This window comes from Sphingobacterium sp. NPDC055346, from assembly GCF_053645235.1.
The window spans coordinates 30,756-49,593 of sequence record NZ_JBSHMI010000006.1 but is presented as its reverse complement, the minus strand read 5'-3'; the positions used below and the strand labels follow the sequence as shown (position 1 = coordinate 49,593).

11 protein-coding genes are annotated in these 18,838 nt (G+C 41.0%); 5 read left to right on the top strand and 6 right to left on the bottom strand.

Annotation, left to right across the window (positions count from 1 at the left end):
* Nucleotides 1-99: 99 nt before the first annotated feature.
* The 3 genes from ACWICE_RS13100 (at nucleotide 100) to ACWICE_RS13090 (ending at nucleotide 5,271) form a co-directional block, all read left to right on the top strand.
* The gene (locus ACWICE_RS13100; RefSeq protein ID WP_185214185.1) at nucleotides 100-2,841 is read left to right on the top strand and encodes a 2-oxoglutarate dehydrogenase E1 component; all 2,742 of its coding nucleotides are present in this window, start codon (nucleotides 100-102) and stop codon (nucleotides 2,839-2,841) included.
* A 65-nt stretch (nucleotides 2,842-2,906) separates the two neighbouring features.
* On the top strand, nucleotides 2,907-4,154 hold the full coding sequence (odhB, locus tag ACWICE_RS13095; RefSeq protein ID WP_454298534.1) for a 2-oxoglutarate dehydrogenase complex dihydrolipoyllysine-residue succinyltransferase: 1,248 nt from the start codon (nucleotides 2,907-2,909) through the stop codon (nucleotides 4,152-4,154).
* Nucleotides 4,155-4,251: 97 nt separating this feature from the next.
* On the top strand, nucleotides 4,252-5,271 hold the full coding sequence (locus tag ACWICE_RS13090) for a hypothetical protein (protein WP_454298533.1): 1,020 nt from the start codon (nucleotides 4,252-4,254) through the stop codon (nucleotides 5,269-5,271).
* Here ACWICE_RS13090 and ACWICE_RS13085 read toward each other — a convergent pair.
* Together ACWICE_RS13085 and ACWICE_RS13080 are read right to left on the bottom strand one after the other, a co-directional pair.
* Nucleotides 5,268-7,193 (bottom strand): LTA synthase family protein, encoded by a 1,926-nt coding sequence (locus tag ACWICE_RS13085; RefSeq protein ID WP_454298532.1) that lies wholly within the window; start codon nucleotides 7,191-7,193, stop codon nucleotides 5,268-5,270. The two genes, ACWICE_RS13090 and ACWICE_RS13085, sit on opposite strands and share 4 nt — an antisense overlap.
* A gap of 1 nt (nucleotide 7,194) precedes the next feature.
* Complete coding sequence (locus ACWICE_RS13080; protein WP_454298531.1) at nucleotides 7,195-9,075, bottom strand: LTA synthase family protein; 1,881 nt, start codon at nucleotides 9,073-9,075, stop codon at nucleotides 7,195-7,197.
* A gap of 166 nt (nucleotides 9,076-9,241) precedes the next feature.
* Between ACWICE_RS13080 and ACWICE_RS13075 the strand changes: the two genes are divergently transcribed.
* On the top strand, nucleotides 9,242-11,857 hold the full coding sequence (locus tag ACWICE_RS13075) for a valine--tRNA ligase (protein WP_454298530.1): 2,616 nt from the start codon (nucleotides 9,242-9,244) through the stop codon (nucleotides 11,855-11,857).
* A 67-nt stretch (nucleotides 11,858-11,924) separates the two neighbouring features.
* Here the strand turns inward: ACWICE_RS13075 and ACWICE_RS13070 are convergent, their stop codons facing one another.
* Nucleotides 11,925-12,425, bottom strand: coding sequence for a PepSY-like domain-containing protein (locus ACWICE_RS13070; RefSeq protein WP_185214180.1), 501 nt, complete (start codon nucleotides 12,423-12,425; stop codon nucleotides 11,925-11,927).
* 197 nt (nucleotides 12,426-12,622) lie between these two features.
* On the opposite strand from ACWICE_RS13070, the gene ACWICE_RS13065 reads away from it, so the two are divergent.
* Complete coding sequence (locus ACWICE_RS13065; RefSeq protein ID WP_454298529.1) at nucleotides 12,623-13,261, top strand: HdeD family acid-resistance protein; 639 nt, start codon at nucleotides 12,623-12,625, stop codon at nucleotides 13,259-13,261.
* A gap of 59 nt (nucleotides 13,262-13,320) precedes the next feature.
* Here the strand turns inward: ACWICE_RS13065 and ACWICE_RS13060 are convergent, their stop codons facing one another.
* The 3 genes from ACWICE_RS13060 to ACWICE_RS13050 are packed head-to-tail and all read right to left on the bottom strand — an operon-like array spanning nucleotide 13,321 to nucleotide 18,833.
* Complete coding sequence (locus ACWICE_RS13060) at nucleotides 13,321-16,392, bottom strand: efflux RND transporter permease subunit (protein WP_313261229.1); 3,072 nt, start codon at nucleotides 16,390-16,392, stop codon at nucleotides 13,321-13,323.
* 18 nt (nucleotides 16,393-16,410) lie between these two features.
* Nucleotides 16,411-17,466 carry an efflux RND transporter periplasmic adaptor subunit gene (locus ACWICE_RS13055; protein ID WP_454298528.1) on the bottom strand — a complete coding sequence of 352 codons (1,056 nt, stop codon included), beginning with the start codon at nucleotides 17,464-17,466 and terminating at the stop codon, nucleotides 16,411-16,413.
* A 5-nt stretch (nucleotides 17,467-17,471) separates the two neighbouring features.
* Entirely contained in the window at nucleotides 17,472-18,833 is a 1,362-nt protein-coding gene (locus ACWICE_RS13050) for a TolC family protein (protein ID WP_454298527.1), read from the bottom strand.
* Nucleotides 18,834-18,838 lie beyond the last annotated feature (5 nt).

Below are 18,838 nucleotides of genomic sequence, written 5' to 3'. Positions count from 1 at the left end.
CGAAAAAACATGCTAAAACATTGTATTTTATATCGATTAAATGCGGAAAAGTATGTTTATTATTTATAAATTTGGCAAAATTTTATCACCCCAATCCACATGGACAAATTGACATTTTTGAGTAATGCTGATTCGAGTTACATCGACGGTTTATATCAAGCATACAAAGCTGACCCAAATTCAGTAGATTTTGGTTGGCAAAAGTTTTTTGAAGGATTTGACTTTGGTCAAACATCAGAAGGTGGTTCGGTTGAATCAGTTGAAGGTGTATCTGATCACGCACTAAAAGAAATCAACGTACTAAACATGATCCATGGTTATAGAGACCGTGGTCACCTATTTACCCAAACCAACCCTGTTCGCGAGCGTCGCAAATATTACCCAGGCAAAGAGTTAGAGACATTTGGCCTATCAGAATCTGATATGGACACGGTTTTCAATGCTGGTGTGGAAGTTGGTTTAGGCCCTGCCAAATTAAGAGATATCCGTCAGCTGATTGAAGACACTTACTGTCGTTCTATTGGTGCTGAATTCAAATACATCCGTAATCCTGAGAAAATCAAATGGTTGCAAGACCATATGGAAGCGGACAGAAACCAACCTCACTACGATGTAGATCAGAAAAAGCGCATTTTCAGGAAACTGAACCGTGCGGTGATCTTCGAAAGTTTCTTGGGGACCAAATTCTTGGGACAAAAACGTTTCTCCCTTGAGGGTGCTGAAAGCTTAATTCCAGCATTGGATTCCATCATTGAAAAAGGTGCTAGTTTAGGAATCCAAGAATTTATGATCGGTATGGCTCACCGTGGTCGTTTGAACGTATTGGCAAACATCATGGGTAAACCTTACAAAACTATCTTCTCTGAATTCGAAGGTAAAATGTATGCCGAAGAGGATCCGGAATTACAATTTGGTGGTGACGTAAAATACCACTTAGGGTATTCATCGGACGTGACTACAGAAGACGGTAAATCTATCCACCTATCTCTGGCTCCAAACCCTTCGCACCTAGAAACTGTAGATCCTATCGTTGAAGGTATCACGCGCTCTAAAATCGACATGAAATACAATGGCGATTCATCGAAGATTGCGCCAATCTTGATTCATGGAGATGCGGCAATTGCAGGTCAAGGTGTGGTATATGAGGTAACTCAGATGTCAAAACTTGAAGGATACCGCACTGGTGGTACCATTCACATTGTCATCAACAACCAAGTTGGTTTTACGACCAATTATAAAGATGCCCGTTCAGGAACTTACTGTACGGACGTTGCCAAAATTTCTTCTTCACCAGTTTTCCATGTCAATGGAGATGATGCTGAAGCAGTAGTTTATGCGATTAATTTAGCGGTAGAATACCGTCAGAAATATAAAACTGATGTTTATATCGACCTATTATGTTACCGTCGTTACGGGCATAACGAGGCTGATGAACCTAAGTTTACTCAACCATTATTGTACAAGGCTATTGAAAAACATCCGAATCCAAAAGATGTATATGCCAAGAAATTGGTGGATGAGAAATCCATTGACCAGACCTATGTGAAAAACACAGAGAAGGAATTTAAGGATTATCTTCAAGAGCAATTGGACATCGCCAAGAAAACGGATAAATTGGATGAAGAAGTTCCAATGTTCGGTGGAGCGTGGAAAGGTTTACATGCCGCTAAAAAGGCTGATAACTATGAAGAGGTAGACACGAAGGTTCCTGCAAAGGAATTCTTGAAATTGGCTACGGAAATCACGACCCTACCAAAAGACAAGAAGTTCTTCCGTAAGATCTCAAAATTGTTCGAAGATCGTGCTGCCATGGTTAAAAATGACAACTACGATTGGGCGATGGGTGAATTGATGGCTTATGCTACCCTATTGGATGATGGCAAACGCGTTCGTATTTCAGGACAGGATGTTCAACGAGGTACATTCTCTCACAGACATGCAGTTTTGACTTTGGAAGACTCGGAGGAGAAATACATTCCATTGGCAAATGTTAATGGTGGTGAGCGTTTCAACATCTATAACTCCTTACTTTCTGAGTATGCAGTCCTAGGTTTTGAATATGGATATGCATTGGCGAATCCTCAAGCATTGACAGTTTGGGAAGCACAGTTTGGTGACTTCTACAATGGTGCTCAGATTATCGTTGACCAATATTTGTCAAGTGCTGAAACCAAATGGAAAAGATCGAACGGTTTGGTCATGATGTTACCTCACGGTATGGAAGGTCAAGGTCCAGAGCACTCTTCGGGACGTATCGAACGTTTCTTGGAATTATGTGCGAACGACAACCTGATCATTGCAAACTGTACCACTCCAGCGAACTACTTCCACTTATTGCGCCGTCAATTGGTAAGAGATTTCCGTAAACCATTGGTAGTCTTTACGCCAAAAAGTTTATTGCGCCATCCAAAAGTGGTTTCTAAACTGGATAACTTTACCAAAGAGAACTTCCAAGAAGTAATCGATGATAGCTACGCAAAAGCAACGACCGTAAAACGTGTATTATTCTGTTCAGGAAAAATCTACTACGATTTATTGGAGAAACAACAAGCAGACAAACGTACCGATGTAGCCATTGTTAGGGTTGAGCAATTGTATCCTGCACCGGTAGATCAATTCAAGGCGATCCGTGCGAAGTACAAGAAAGCGACTGAATTCATCTGGGTTCAGGAAGAAAACGAAAACATGGGTGCATGGCCATATTACTGCCGTATATTCCGCAAGACTGATCTTGATTTCACGGATTATATTGCACGTACGGAGAGCGGAAGCCCTGCTACAGGTTACATGAAAAAACATGTGGCACAACAAGAAGCAATAATTAATAAATCATTCGAATAAACAAAATGTTTAACCGTCCGTTGTAATATTATAGTATATTTAATGGAGGTTTAAAAGAAGTAAATATGAGCTTAGAAATCAAAGTCCCTTCGGTTGGTGAATCAATTACCGAAGTAACCTTGGCCCAATGGCTAAAACAAGATGGTGATTACGTCGAAATGGACGAGAACATTGCCGAATTAGAATCTGATAAAGCAACGTTTGAACTACCTGCTGAAAAAGCTGGTATCCTACGTATTATTGCACAAGAAGGTGATACACTGGAAATCGGTGCGGTAGTATGTACCATTGAAGACGGAGACGCTCCTGCAGGATCTGGCGATGCTCCAGCGAAAAAAGAGGAAGCTCCAGCTGCACAGGCGGAGTCAAAACCTGCTCAATCTGAAGCTGACGAAAGTCCTGAAACTTATGCTGCTGGCACAGCATCACCTGCTGCCGCTAAAATCTTAAGAGAAAAAGGAATCGACCCATCTACGATCAAAGGAACAGGTAAAGACGGAAGAATCACCAAAGAGGATGCTGAGAAAGCTCAAGCAGCTCCAGCGAAAGCGGAATCTAAACCAGCGGCTCCTGCTGCAGCGGTAACTCCATCTGCTCCAGTGAGTGCAGGTGAGCGTGTAGAACGTCGTGAGAAAATGAGCTCATTGCGTAAAACAATCGCTAAGCGTTTGGTTGCTGTTAAAAATGATACAGCCATGTTAACTACATTCAATGAAGTAAACATGCAACCTATCATGGATCTTCGTGCTAAGTACAAAGATACTTTCAAAGAGAAACATGGTATCGGTCTAGGCTTTATGTCATTCTTCACCAAAGCAGTGACTACTGCCTTGAAAGAATGGCCTGCAGTTAATGCTCGTATCGAAGAGAATGAACTTGTATATTCTGACTTTGCTGACATTTCAATTGCGGTTTCTGCTCCAAAAGGATTAGTAGTTCCAGTAATCAGAAATGCAGAGTCTATGGCCCTATACCAAATCGAAAAAGCAATTGCTGAATTGGCGACAAAAGCTCGCGACAACAAATTGACGATCGACGAAATGACTGGTGGTACATTTACCATTACCAATGGTGGTGTATTTGGTTCAATGATGTCTACGCCTATTATCAATGCCCCTCAATCGGCAATCTTAGGTATGCACAACATTATCCAAAGACCAATCGCTGAAAATGGCCAAGTGGTTATCCGTCCAATGATGTACATCGCTCTTTCTTATGACCACCGTATTATCGACGGTCGTGAATCAGTGAGCTTCTTGGTACGCGTTAAGCAATTACTTGAAGATCCAGCTAGATTATTATTGGAAGTTTAATTCCAAAACACATAATTCTCAAAAGGTCGCTTAAAATAATTAAGCGACCTTTTGTATTTTTGAGAGATTCTTTATAAGTTGAGCTCCAAATTATTTTATGCAGCATTACCTATTTTCCATGTCAAGACCAGTCCTAACAGCTTTACTTTTATTGATAAGCTTCAGCACATTTGCACAAAAGATAGGCCTTGGGATAGATTTTTTCGGATATGCAGACAACAGGGAGTATGGAGCCCAATATACCATCCCAAAAACCTTCTTTGGAGCGACCATCTCCCCTAACCTATACTTCGAGATAGAGAAGAACCATAGGCTTTATGGCGGAGCGCATTTTAATCAGGAGTTTGGAATCAATTCAGAAAACAAAAGTCGATGGAACCCCATCGCATACTATAACTACAAGACGGAAAAAATTGATTTTGCTTTGGGGTTTATGCCTAGGTATGAACGTTTGAAAGACATTCCTCGCATGGTTTTGGCTGACACCTTGATGTATGACCGACCAAATATTGAAGGGATGTACTTCAATTACAAGAACGGCAATTTCCAACAATGTGTTTTCATTGACTGGATGAGCAAACAAGGTTATCAGAATAGGGAACAATTTGTCGCTGGAATATCTGGAAAATATAGCATTGGAAACTTCTTTATCCGCAATGATGGGATGATGTACCATAATGCGCTAACTAGCAATGATAGCATCGACGAACATATACAAGATAATGCGGTAGTAATGCTAAGGCTGGGTGTAGATCTAAGCCATAAGACTGTCTTTGACTCACTGACCATTGATGCTGGTGCAGCAATGGGATTCGATCGCGTCAGATCGGTCTATGACATGCAAAAAGCAAAAGGATTTATCTCCAATATACATCTGGGCTATAAAAGGTTCTTTCTTGCTAATACATTGTACCTAGGTGAACCATTGAACCTACCTAATGGCGACTCGTTTTACCACCGTAGGACCTATGATCGTTTAGACTTAGGTTGGATGCCCTTCAAATCAGACAAAATAGAAGGAAAGTTTACCGCATCATTCCATTTCTCCCCTGGAAAAGTGGACAATCAGCAGATGTTCAGCCTTCGATATAAATTTGGAAAAACCATTGTAAATTAATCGGCCACTAATTTATTGTGGATCATCCGATTGTTGTATTGTTGCATAAAAGATTGCAGATGTCTCATCAGGGAGTCCTGAACCTGAGGTCCCTTTCCTTTCAGGTCATGCTCTAATAGCTTATCGGTTTTGAGGTTATAGACAGACTTCACTTCCTTATCTCCATAGGTCATGAAATAATCACCCATAAAAAAGTTGTAGATATTCCCAATATTGCTAACCACGAAGTTATTTCGGTCGGGAGCTAAAGCATCAAATCCAAAAGAGAAATATGGTTTATCATATTCCAAATAGTTCAATACCGTAGGCATGATGTCTATCTGTTGAACAAGCTTATCTGAAACACCTTTTAAATCCCCGCCAGGATAGTAGAACACAATTGGGATGGCAAAGGAATTGGGCATGGTATTGTACTCTTTAAAATGGCTCATACTGGCATGGTCGGCACAGATCACAAATAAGGTATTATTGTACCAGGAACTTTTTGAAGCCGTTTCGAAAAATTCCTTTAGGGCATGGTCAGCATAACCTAAAGGCTCGTGCAAAGGAAGGGTTCCCTTCGGAAACCTACCGGCATATTTCTCTGGAACCTTGAAAGGGTGGTGTGAGGACAAGGAAAAAAAGCTACTGAAAAAAGGTTCTTGCATTTGATCCATTTCTTTTGCCATGTATTGCATAAAGGGCTCATCCCAGATTCCCCAGATACCGTCAAAATCAGCATCATTATTGTATTCATTTTTACCATAATAATGCTTGATTCCCGCTAACTGCATATAGGCCGAAAAACCCATGCTACCATTCGGGGCTCCATGGAAAAAGGAAGTTTCATAGCCTTCATCCGAAAGCAGCTTTGCTAAACTTGTTGTTTTGTTTCCTGAATAGATCGAAAGTACAAAGGGTTCTCCAATCGAAGGTATCCCTGTAATCACAGAAGGCAATGCATCGATGGATTTACGGCCATTTGCATACGATCTGGTGAAAGTATAGGATTGCTGGATCAAGGAGTCTAGGAAGGGAGTATATCCTTTGTAAGTTCCATTGTCCAGATCTTTGTTAAAGAATCCAATATGCTCTTTACCAAAACTCTCCATTATCAAAACGACAACGTTCAATTTCTTAAACTGTGCAGAGTCCTTAGGTTGATGGACAACCGGGTACATGACATTTAGTTCTTGGTCTGAAAAGAAATGTTCTTCTTTGAGGCTTACAGCCTTTAAGGTCTTCAAGATCGAAAAGGGCGTATTGAGCACGATGTTCATTTCCTCCGGGGATTTCACATAATCTCCGGCATTGCTCAATGTGATCGGTCGAGTGCTATGGGCCCAGCCACCACGTACACCCCCAACAAAGAGAAAAGCCACGGCCAATAAAAGCACTAACTGCACGGAATAGAATTTCCAATTGAATGCCACCGGTTTTTCAACTTGGACCAGGTCATAGAGCTTAATCAAGCCCCATACGATCAGGATAAATAATAGAAGCAGGTACCAATATTCCAATCCAAAGTCCAAGAACAACTTTCCAAGATTATCTTCATTGGCAAACTGCCCAAACACGGTTCCGGTAGTTCGCTTTAAGGTAAATGGGTAATAGGCGAAATCAACAAGGTTAAGGGCTATTCCTATACTATTGGAAACCACAAAGACCCATTTGCTTATTTTGGAAAAAACAGGGTTATATTTAAAAGGAACTGGAAAGGAAACAAGCAGGATATATAGGATATTGATGTACAGCAAAGCTACGATATCAAACTTCACACCACCAGCCATCATGAGCATCAGTTCAGAAAAAGTTACCTGCGGAAATTGGGCCATATTGAATCCATAGAACCCGAGCCTAAGGATTCCATAGAGCAATAGCATCAATCCAAGGCGAATTGCCATTGCTAAATAAGGTCCAAACCATCCTTTTAACTTAATCATATTAATATTTCATAAAATCTTCATATACCTCTTGGTAATAAGCTTTTGCCATATTCATAAGGCTATCTGCTTTTTCCTTGGGGTACTGCTCGTTGGCATTAAAGTTCACTCGATTCCCTACACGATCATATGAAACCACTTCCTCTTCGGTTATGATGCCAAATGCATCCTTAGAATTATAGAAGGCGACCTGAGGGAAGCTATGGTTGAAAAGATCACGGCTCCAATGATAGCGATCAGTAGGTAGTTTTAATTGATTTAACAGGGATTTGGCAAGATCTGTTTGATTTCCGATCATGTTCATCTTTTTCCCTCTGTATTCAGCTTTTATAGGTTCACCAAAGAACAAAAGCGGAATATGAAAACGTTGGGGCATAGTGATGTCCCATTTCTCTGAAGGCAATCGGTGACCATGGTCTGCCACAAGCACAAACAAAGTATTTTTATACCAATCTTTGGTTTTTGCCTGCTCCAAGAATTCATGGACTGCCTGATCGGTATAAAATGCCGTACTCTTGAACTTGTTTACATTATTGTCCTTACCAAATTTATAGCCATCGTAAAGTTCAAAAGGTTCATGATTGACCAAGGTAAAAATACTGGAAAAGAAGGGTTGATCTTCTTCATCCAAGTCTTCGATCATTCTTTCAAACACGACATGATCATACACTCCCCAAGAGGTTCGCGGCAACAGCGGGTTGAAGTTCATGATATCAACTACTTTTTCAATACCATGGGACAACATATAAGACTTAAAGTTGTAAAATTCACTCTGCCCACCATGATAGAATGAGGTTTTATACCCAGCATCATGGAACTCCTGCCCTATTGCAGGCATATTTTCATGTTTATCGATATATTTTATGATGCTTTCAGGACCTTGTGCAGGAAATCCGCTGAAAATACCGACAATGCCTTTATCAGAACGATCAGACGCTGCATAAATCTGGTCAAAAAACAGACCTTGTGCAATCAACTCTTCAAAATGTGGTGTTATTCCCTTCTCTCCGCCCATGGAATGTATCAAATCAGCAACGAAACTTTCCAGGACAATAACCACGACATTAGGCTTTTTGGCATTCAGGATATTGAAGGTGGAGTCCGGTATTTCTGTGAAAGCAGGTTTCAATACTGTTTTGGCCTCTTCGTCGGCGGAAAAGTATTTATATGGAGAGCGCATGCGCTGGTTTCTCGTAAAATACTCGCGCAACAGGGCGTAATGGGTATTGACCGCTGCATGATTATAAAAGGTATTGGCTGAAAAATAGGCTTTACTAGGATTCAAAGGGGCCCTTCCAAATCCACCACGGATAAATCCGAAGAGAAAAAGTCCACCAATGAAGAACTGTATCCCCAATATCCACCATGCTAATTTCTTAGGGAACCTCACTTCTCTAAATAGCCTTAGAAATAACCAATATCCTCCAGCAGTCAACAATACGATGCCCAGGACAGGAATCAAGATTGGGGTCGATTCAGCTGAGGCCGCTGCTCCAGCAGCATCTTCAGCGATGGCATCAATGGCGCGTTTTGAAATTTTATCCCCCCATTCCCTATAAATATTGACATTGGCAAAAGTGACAATCTGAAATAGGATAAGTATCAGAAAAGTATAGGCATTGAGCAGTTTTCGCTTAAGGATCTCGTTAGAATAATGGTTCAGAACGAGGTAGCCCAGAAAAGGAAGGGCACATATATAAGAGACCACGGAAAAGTCAAGTGGCAATCCGTGGTAGTAAATCCTCAATACATCCTTAAAGTTGGAAAAATTGACTTTATCGTAAAACGAAATTAGGAATATCAATCGATCTAAGAAGCTCATCAATAGCCAGTAGCCAAAATAGAAGAAGAAACCCCTTAAATCCTTAATAACATTTTTCATGTCATAAAAAATTCAATCGCCAAATTTACATTTAATTACAGATAGTAACAGTTAATTAACATTAATTTTTCATTTAGTAAATACAGCGGATTTATTTACGGTTAGCAAGTGGGAAATAAGGCATTAAATGCGTATTTTTGTAACCTTTTAGAACATTAAGAATATAATGAGCATAGCAAAAACGTACAATCCAAAAGAAGCTGAAGAGAAGTGGTATTCCTACTGGATGTCAAATGGATTTTTCCGTTCGGTACCAGATGAGCGCGAACCATATACCATTGTCATGCCACCTCCAAACGTCACTGGGGTCTTACATATGGGCCATATGTTGAACAACACCATTCAAGATGTGTTGATCCGTCGTGCACGTATGCAGGGCAAAAATGCATGTTGGGTTCCGGGAACAGATCATGCATCCATTGCTACCGAGGCGAAAGTTGTTGCTATGTTAAAAGAAAAAGGCATCGAGAAAACTTCCATTAGCCGTGATGAATTCTTGAAATACGCATGGGAATGGAAGGAAAAATACGGTGGTATTATCTTGAAGCAATTGGAAAAACTAGGAGCTTCATGTGACTGGGAAAGAACCAAGTTCACCATGGACCCTGACCTTTCTGAAGCGGTGATCGATACATTCATCAAATTTTATAAAGAAGGTTATATCTATCGCGGCATCCGCATGGTAAACTGGGATCCTGAAGGTAAAACCGCTCTTTCTGATGAAGAGGTTATCCGCAAAGAAGTCAATCAAAAGTTCTACTACGTACGCTATAAGATCAAAGATTCGGATGAATATGTGATCATTGCTACGACACGTCCGGAGACTATCATGGCTGATACAGCAATCTGTATCAATCCTTTGGATGAACGCTATAAACATCTTCAAGGCAAAACGGTATTGGTTCCATTGATCAACCGTGAAATCCCGATCATCCAAGATGAATACGTGGAGATGGAATTTGGTACAGGTTGTCTGAAGGTAACTCCTGCCCATGATCTGAATGACTATGAATTGGGTCAAAAGCATAATTTAGAGGTTATCGATATCTTGAATGATAACGGTACTTTAAATGAGAAAGCACAGATCTTGGTTGGTGAGGATCGTTTTATTGCCCGTAAGAAGGTAGCAACATTACTAGAAGAAGCAGGCCAGATCGAGAAGATCGAGGACTATAAATCGCAAGTAGGTTTCTCGGAACGTACTAACGCTGCCATTGAGCCAAAGCTATCGATGCAATGGTTCTTAAAGATGGACAAACTTGCGAAACCAGCATTGGAATATGTGGAAGATGGCACCATTAAGCTGATTCCTGAAAAGTTCTTTGCTTCCTATAAGCATTGGATGGAAAATGTGAAGGATTGGTGTATTTCCCGTCAATTATGGTGGGGACAACGGATTCCAGCATGGTACAACGAGAAGAATGAGTGGGTAATTGCGAAAACTGAGGCCGAAGCCATTGCAGAATTTGAAAATACCGGAAAATCCTCAACAGGTATCCGTCAGGAAGATGATGTATTGGATACATGGTTTTCATCGGGTCTATGGCCAATGTCGGTTTTTGATGGTGTAAGGAATCCAGAGAACCCAGACTTCCAATATTATTACCCTACAAATGATCTAGTGACAGCACCAGAAATCTTGTTTTTCTGGGTTGCCCGCATGATTATCATGGGTCATGACTATACACAGAAACCTCCATTCCGCAATGTATATCTGACAGGTATCGTTAGGGATAAATTGGGTCGCAAGATGTCCAAATCATTAGGAAACTCTCCTGATCCGATTGAATTGATGGAGCAATATGGTACAGATGGAGTTCGCGTAGGGATGCTTCTATCCTCTCCTGCTGGAAATGACCTGATGTTTGATGTTTCATACTGTGAACAGGGAAGAAACTTCGCCAATAAGATCTGGAATGCATTCCGTTTGGTTAAAGGTTGGGAAGTAGTAGAGCAAGAGGCTACAGCTTCGCAAAAAATGTCTGCAAAATGGTTTGAATCCCGTTTTAACCAAGCCTTGGTTGAAATTGAAGAACATTTTGCCAATTACAGGCTTTCAGATGCCTTAATGGCAACCTATAAATTAATCTGGGATGATTTCTGTTCATGGTACCTTGAACTGGTAAAACCAGCATACCAAGCGCCAATTGAAAAAGAAACCTACGAAACTGTTAAAGGTCTATTCCAAAAGGTACTGAAGTTAGCTCATCCATTTATGCCTTTCATTACGGAAGAGTTATGGCATGATGAGATTTTTGGAACCCGCAGCACCGAAGACTGCATCATTGTAGCTGATTTCCCTAAGGTTGCGGCATTCGACGAGAACATCATCAAAGAATTTGCTATCGTTCAACAGATCATCTCTGAGGTACGTAATATCAGAAATTCTAAAGGTCTGTCTCCAAAGATTGCTCTTCCTTTAGCTATCAATGCAACGAATATTGATTACAGTCAATACCAAGATAGCATCAAGAAGCTGGCGAACATTGAAGACTTATCCTTTGTAAAAGAAAAAGTAAGTGGAGCGGTAAGTTTCCTTGCTGGAAAAGACGAATGTTATGTTGCCCTGGAAAACAACATCGATGTTGATGCGGAAAAGGAAAGAATCAGCAAAGAGATTGAATACCTGAAAGGATTCTTGATCTCTGTTGACAAGAAGTTATCAAATGAGAGATTTGTGCAAAATGCAAAACCTGAAATCGTAGAAAACGAGAAGAATAAAAAGGCGGATGCAGAAGCCAAGATCCAGATATTAGAAGAAAGCTTACAGAGCTTAGGTTAATAACTGAAAAATAAAAAAGAAGCCCTCGCACAACTTGTACGGGGGCTTTATTATTAGACTAAAACTTCTATTTATCGACTCTCAGGAATTTTCCATCGAGATCAAATACTAGATCAGTATCATTTTTCAGTTCTACAGCCATCACATCGATATCCTTATCGATTGATTGAATGGTCTGACCGGCATAATTGGCATTGATATATTCCTGAACCGAAGAAGGTAATACCGCCATCGGTACAACTACATCCCCTTTGGTACTGATTTCTCTCCATTCGCCATCTTTATCAAAATCAATTTCCGTATTATCAGAAAGGTCCACATCGAAAACAGTCCCATCCGTCACTGGGCTTTGTTTATTTTCAACATGTTGGATTGTTGCATTCGGGAAATGGTCTTCTATAAACTTTTTTGCAGCATGCGGCAAAACATCCGCTGGATTATTTGCCGGAATGGGACCTTGGGTGGAACCATCCGAAACCGCACTGTCCGCATTGTTATTGTTCTGTTTATTCTGGTTATTGCAGGCCAACATTAATAAGGCCGATCCTAATATCAATAGTTTTTTCATGTTTACTCCTTTTAAACATAAACAGCTACAACTAATATTTGTTTGTAAAGAAAATTCATTAACCTTCTTTTAGGTTAACTTTAGCTAATAAATGACATTCGTCATTAATGTTTATAATTATAGAAAACTTAATGAAATTTGAGTTGTATTAGGTTATAACATATAATCTAGATATCATGCTACATAACTCATAAATCATGGAAAACTTTCTTAAAACCATTAGAACAGCCGTAAAACAATGGTATCTGCCGTTGATCGTGGGTATCCTACTTGTTATTTTAGGTTTTTACGTACTAGCCACCCCTTTGACTTCTTATCTGGCCCTATCGTTCGTTTTTAGTATTTCATTTTTATTTTCTGGGGTGATGGAAATCATATTCGCCTTAAACAACAAGAATGAAATCGAAGGCTGGGGCTGGTATTTAGCAGGTGGGATTCTGAACACCTTATTCGGGTTGTTATTGTTGAGCAATCCTGCCATATCATTGGCAACATTACCCTTTGTAATTGGGTTCTTTGTGATGTTTAAATCGGTTCAATACCTTTCATTTGCTTTGGATCTAAAACAATATGGGATCAAGAATTGGGGATGGATCTTATTTTTTTCCGTACTAGGTATGATTTTCAGCTTTATCCTGTTGTGGAATCCCGTATTTGCAGGACTGACCATCGTCATCTGGACGGGTATGGCTATAATCTCTGCCGGACTGGCTTCCTGTATCCTATCCTTTCAATTGAAAAAACTGAAAAACATTTCGGAAAGGACTCCAGAGGATTGGAAAAGAAGATATGATGAACTGAAAGAAGAATACCATCGATATAAATCGAATAACTAAATTACAATTAGCAAAAGTAAAGGCTGGTCGATATTAGATATTGGCCAGCCTTTCGGTTTTTATGAATGTTGTTCTTTTTGTTCTTCTACTTCTATCTTTGGTGGTATCAATTTATAGATTACCGGAGTTACTATCCTTGACAATAAGGTCGAACTGATCAATCCACCGATCATCACCGTTGCCAATGGCGAAATCAGGGGATTGGACGACCAAGCGATCGGCAATAATCCACCAATGGCAGTTAATGTTGTTAGGATGATCGGCAGGAACCGAATCTCGCCTGCTTTTTCAATGGCTTCATTCAACGCCATCCCTTCCCTTCTCAACTGGTTGGTGAAGTCCACCAAAAGGATGGTATTCTTGACTTCAATACCAGCAAGGGCAACAATACCAATGGTGGCCACAAAGGACAGAGTATTTCCAGTTGCGAGCAAGGCCAGCACAGCTCCAACAACACCTAAAGGAATTACAGACAATACTATCAATGTACTCTTGAAGGTCTTGAATTCCAAGATCAGCACCGCGATAAACATAAAAATGGTAATCAGAATAATGGTTCCAAAACCTCCAAATGCCATCTCACGGCTTTCCACCTCGCCGCCCATCTCATAGAAATAACCGGTAGGGAAAGGGAATTTATCCATCTGCTCGATTACCGAATTGATAACCTCATCGTTTCCATATCCCTTTTTCACAAAGGAATTGACCGCAACGGTCCTGATCTTATTCTGGTGATAGATATTGGAAGGCGACTCTTCAAACTCGAGTGTAGCCAATTGGGTCAATGGAATGGAAGTCCCTGCAACATTGTCGATAAAGATACCCTCTAAGGTTTCTATGGTTGCTTCGCCATCTCGCGGGACACTGACCATGATATCATAGTCATTATCATCCGAATTCGGGTCTGAATAGGTACCTACGCTATATCCTGACAAGGCTACTCGGATAGTTTGGTCAATAGATGAGGTCGGCACACCAAGGGCCATGGCTTTCTCGCGATTGATGTTGACCTTAATGTCCGTTTTATTGTTTTTTATAGGGTTATTGACATACTCCGAACCTTCTGTATTTTTCAACAGCTCCTCTACTTTATAGGATAAGGCCTGAAGGGTATCGAGGTTCTCGCCAAATACCCTGACTTCTACTGGTGAAATGATCGGAACGCCTTGTTCGAAATCTCGCACTTCTACTTTTGCACCAAGATAGGGCGTCCATTTGGCTCTCAATTCTTCAATTAAGGCGACCTTTTCCTTTGAATTCACGTCACCGTGAAGCTGTACAAAGATATCCGCATAAGAAACGTCTTCCCGAGCCTGCTGCATATTATAATAGACCCTGGGGTTTCCTTTTCCGATGTTTGAGGTATAATACTTTACTTCAGGAATCTGTTTTAGATCATGCTCAATGGCTTTTGTGATGCTATCTGTTGTCTGTATATTCGATTGCAATGCGGTCTTGATGTGGACCATGAACTGCGGTTTCTCCGAAGCTGGGAATAAACTGAAACCTACGATAGGTATCAGGGCCAATGAGCCCAAGAAAATAGCCAAGGCAATAATGGCGGTGCGACCAGGATGCTTCAAGGCTTTGTCCAAGAAAACGCCATATGATTTATGGATAATTTTCTGCATGCCTCGAAGGATGGCATTTCCACCTTCTTCTTCATGCGGCTTCAGGATCTTACTGGAAAGAAAAGGAACAACCAATATGGCAATAAACATGGATCCTATCACGGAAGAAATAACCGCAATAGGCATACTGCGGATGAATTCACCCGCCATCTCAGGCATAAATACCAGCGGCATAAAGGCAATCACCAAGGTGACCGTACAGCCCAATACCGCTAATGCTATCTGTTCTGTTCCTTTTATAGCGGCTTCCATCTTGCTGTATCCTTCACGCATCCAGCGTTCGATATTTTCCACAACAACGATACTATCATCAACCACTAAGCCCAATGCCACCACAAAGCCAACTATACTTAACTGATTCAATGAATAACCAAAGGAATTCATTGCGATAAGACCAATTCCAAGGGATAAGGGGATGGCGATCATAACCACCAGGGATGCCCGGGTTCCCAAAGGCAATAAGGTGAAGAGTACCAAGAAAATAGCTATTCCAAAATCAATGGCCAACCCTCCTAGGCGATTGTTTACATTTTCTGCCTGATCAAAATTGAGCACCAAGTCTATATTGTCTGGCAATCCTGCCTTAAATTCTTCCAAGATCTTTTTATACTCTTCTTGCGTATCGGAAATATTCATCCCTTCCTTCTGGGCAGCATTGATAAGGATGCATTTATAACCATTCAAACGGGTCATATGGTTACTTATACCAAATGTAGGATAGACATCCGCCACATCCTTCAATAGAATATTTCGCCCTTGGGCACTCGAAATGATGGTATGCTGTATATCGCTGATGCTCTGATAATTTCCTGAACTCTTGACGCTAAAAGACTGGCTTCCGGCATTGATACTTCCTGCAGGGATGTTTTGATTTTCACTTTGTACCGCTTGGATAATCCTGCTCATCGGGATATTTAATTCCGCAAGCTTGGCCTGGTTCAGGTCGATACGGACCTGTTGGTCAGGAAGACCTGAAATTTCAACTGATTTTAAAGCTTTCACTTTTTCAAGCTCCTCCTTCAGTTTGTCACTATATTTCTTCATGCTGCTTGCTGAAGCATTCTCAGAGATCAGAGCCGCTTGGATAACACTGACATTGGTTGGGTCGATCTTGAGGACCTCCATGCTGTAAATATTATCGGGTAGCTCCGAGTTGGCAGCATTCAATTCACGTACTAATTCTTGGTATTTATCATCGTAATCTTCTCCATAATCGAATTCCACCAAGAAAAATGCTACACTGTTATTGATGGTGGTTTTAATGGTTTTGATATGGTCCAAGGCATAGAACCTGGCTTCCAATGGTTTCACCACCAATTGTTCCATATCCTTTGGGCTGGTTCCAGGATGCACCACCAAAACTGGGAAAGTGACCCCCTTCATATCAGGATCTTCTGCCCTTGGCATGGTCAACATGGATGTAATAGCAACCACCAGAATCATCAATACCATGATCATGGTAAATTGGTAGTTCTTAATTGGGTATTTAATTAAGCTCATGATTTCGGATGTTAGGTATTATTTTTTAACAACAATTGCTGATCCATCGACCAAATACGGGCTTCCGGAAACAATGATGGATTGCGCTTGCTCGAGACCAGCTGCAACTAGTACATCATCATTTTCAATTTTGGCGACCTTGATCTTTTGCTTTTTGGCCGTTTTGCCATCTTCTGTAATGAATACATAGCCTTCACGCCCATTTCCGTCCAGCAAGGCGGAGAATGGGATGCGCCATTGGTTGCCTGCTTTCATTCCAGAATTCATGATAATGGATTTTCCAAAAATCCCTGTAGCCAGTTTATAGCTAGGTTTTTCCTTTAGTTCCAAAAAAATGGTAAAAGTACCGGTCTGCGGATCCAATCCTTCCGACTTCTTAGAAACCACTGCATCCAAAGTATCGGTAGGCATAGCATCTGTGCTGATCTTGGCCGGGTCACCAACCTTGATCTGGCTCCATTGCTGGTCTCCAACACCAACCTTGAGCTTCCAATCGGCATTGCTTGCACCATTGACTTGCAGGATCGGTGTTCCAGGTCCGACAACTTGACCTTCATTGGCCATTTTCGCGAGCACAAATCCAGAAACCGGAGAATATATATTGGAATATTGTTGATTGAAACTTACAGACTTCAGATCTTGCTGAGCAACATCAAGCGCTGTTTTTGCGTTCTGCATTTGCTCCAGCGTGGCCACACTGTCTCGGTACAGCTTACTTGCACGCTCGAAATCCCTTCTGGCCTTTTCAACAGCAAGTTTAGCTTGTCCAGCTTTTGCATCTACCTCAGAACTGAGTACAGAAGCTAAAAGCTGCCCCTTGCGGACCGCATCGCCTTCTTTGACCGTGATCTTAGAAATTACACCGCCATTCTTAAAGCTTAATACAGTTTCATCATCTGTGGTAAAGACGCCTGTTGCCTCTATTCCAGAATCTCCTGCTCCAATATTGATAGGCATCAATTTAACGGGAATGGTATCCTGTACGGATATTTCAGATTTTCGTTCGGCTTGTTTACAGCTAGAAATAGAGATTGATATTCCTGCAAACAATAGGGTTGTATATGCTAATTTCATGGGTCTTATTTTAGTTGGTATGATGCGTTTTCTCGTTCTAATTTTGCTATGGCAGACAATAATTTGAAGGCTGCAATATTATTAGCCATTTGCGAATTGGTGTACTGTGACCTGGCATCAATGGTTTCGATATAGGTGTTGACACCTTCATTGAAGCCTCTTAATATCAACCGCTGATAGGTTGAAGCTGCTTCCATCTGGATTTTTGAACTTTCGTAGTTCTTTTGCATAGCTATCAATTCATTTTTTGCTACCTCAGCTGAAAGTTCCAATTGCTGTTTGGCTTGATCCAATTTGTTTTGAGCTTCGGCGACAGCAATCTGGTTTTCCTGGATCTTCAGTCGGTTTCTGTTTCCCTGAAATATGGGGAAACTCAATTGAGCACCCACCATGAAATATTGCGATTGACGGCTTACGCGCAAACCCTCAGCCTGTGATCCTAAATCCAAAAAGGCACTGAGCTTTGGAACAAAGGCTTGCTTGCTCATCTCTACCAAAGACTCTTGGATGGAAATATTGCCTTCAAGCGACTTCAATTCTTCACGGCCATCGATATTTACCGATAGTTCGGTTGCATGGAGATCATTGGTCCTGCTTTGTGCAGGATCAAAATAGATTTCTGCATTCGCATCTCGGTTCAATAGTGAATTGAAATAATACTTGGCATTCTTGATCTGCTGTTCTGCTTCTGCGATTTTTGATTCCTGTTGCGCGATTTCGGCATCTGACCTGATCACGTATGCTGGCAGTCCTTTTCCTGCTTCCAGTAATTTTTCGTTCACCCGCCTGCCCTCTTTGGCTAAAGTCAAAGCGTTCAAATAAATCTCTTTGGCTTGGACCGCACTTAAATAATTGAAATAGGCTATTTTAATATCCTTAACTAATTCCCTTTTGTAGGTTTCTGTTTCGGTCTTGCTCAGCTCGACCATTTTTTCACGGACGACCTTATTGTGTTTGATATCAGTATTGATGATTGGCACGGATGTCCTCACCTTGGCATCGTAATAGTTCTTTGGAAGGAAGGTTATCTGTTCATTCTCAATCTGGGGGAAATTGCTGGTTTGAGTCAATTGATTCAACGTAGTGTAGACTGGATTCAACATATCGCCAATTGGAAGGTCGATGGATCGGCCGCCATCTGCATGAGAATAGGTCAAGTCGAAAGTGATGTTAGGAAGGTACATGCTCCTTGCCACCTCTAGTCCATTCATTGCCTTTTTCATGGATAGGTCTTTCTGGATCAACACCAAATTACTATCCAGGCCCTGTTGTACATACTGTTCTAATTGATGGTCTTGCGCGTAACTGATTCCACTTATTCCGGTAAAAAGGATTATCAGCTTAGTTAGTGATTTGTATAAGCTCATTATTA

Coding starts and splice junctions, on each gene's coding strand:
- ACWICE_RS13090 (WP_454298533.1), top strand. CDS start 4,252: ATGCAGCATTACCTATTTTCCATGTCAAGACCAGTCCTAACAGCTTTA.
- ACWICE_RS13050 (WP_454298527.1), bottom strand. CDS start 18,833: ATGAGCTTATACAAATCACTAACTAAGCTGATAATCCTTTTTACCGGA.
- ACWICE_RS13055 (WP_454298528.1), bottom strand. CDS start 17,466: ATGAAATTAGCATATACAACCCTATTGTTTGCAGGAATATCAATCTCT.
- ACWICE_RS13085 (WP_454298532.1), bottom strand. CDS start 7,193: ATGATTAAGTTAAAAGGATGGTTTGGACCTTATTTAGCAATGGCAATT.
- ACWICE_RS13060 (WP_313261229.1), bottom strand. CDS start 16,392: ATGAGCTTAATTAAATACCCAATTAAGAACTACCAATTTACCATGATC.
- ACWICE_RS13075 (WP_454298530.1), top strand. CDS start 9,242: ATGAGCATAGCAAAAACGTACAATCCAAAAGAAGCTGAAGAGAAGTGG.
- odhB (WP_454298534.1), top strand. CDS start 2,907: ATGAGCTTAGAAATCAAAGTCCCTTCGGTTGGTGAATCAATTACCGAA.
- ACWICE_RS13065 (WP_454298529.1), top strand. CDS start 12,623: ATGGAAAACTTTCTTAAAACCATTAGAACAGCCGTAAAACAATGGTAT.
- ACWICE_RS13070 (WP_185214180.1), bottom strand. CDS start 12,425: ATGAAAAAACTATTGATATTAGGATCGGCCTTATTAATGTTGGCCTGC.
- ACWICE_RS13100 (WP_185214185.1), top strand. CDS start 100: ATGGACAAATTGACATTTTTGAGTAATGCTGATTCGAGTTACATCGAC.
- ACWICE_RS13080 (WP_454298531.1), bottom strand. CDS start 9,075: ATGAAAAATGTTATTAAGGATTTAAGGGGTTTCTTCTTCTATTTTGGC.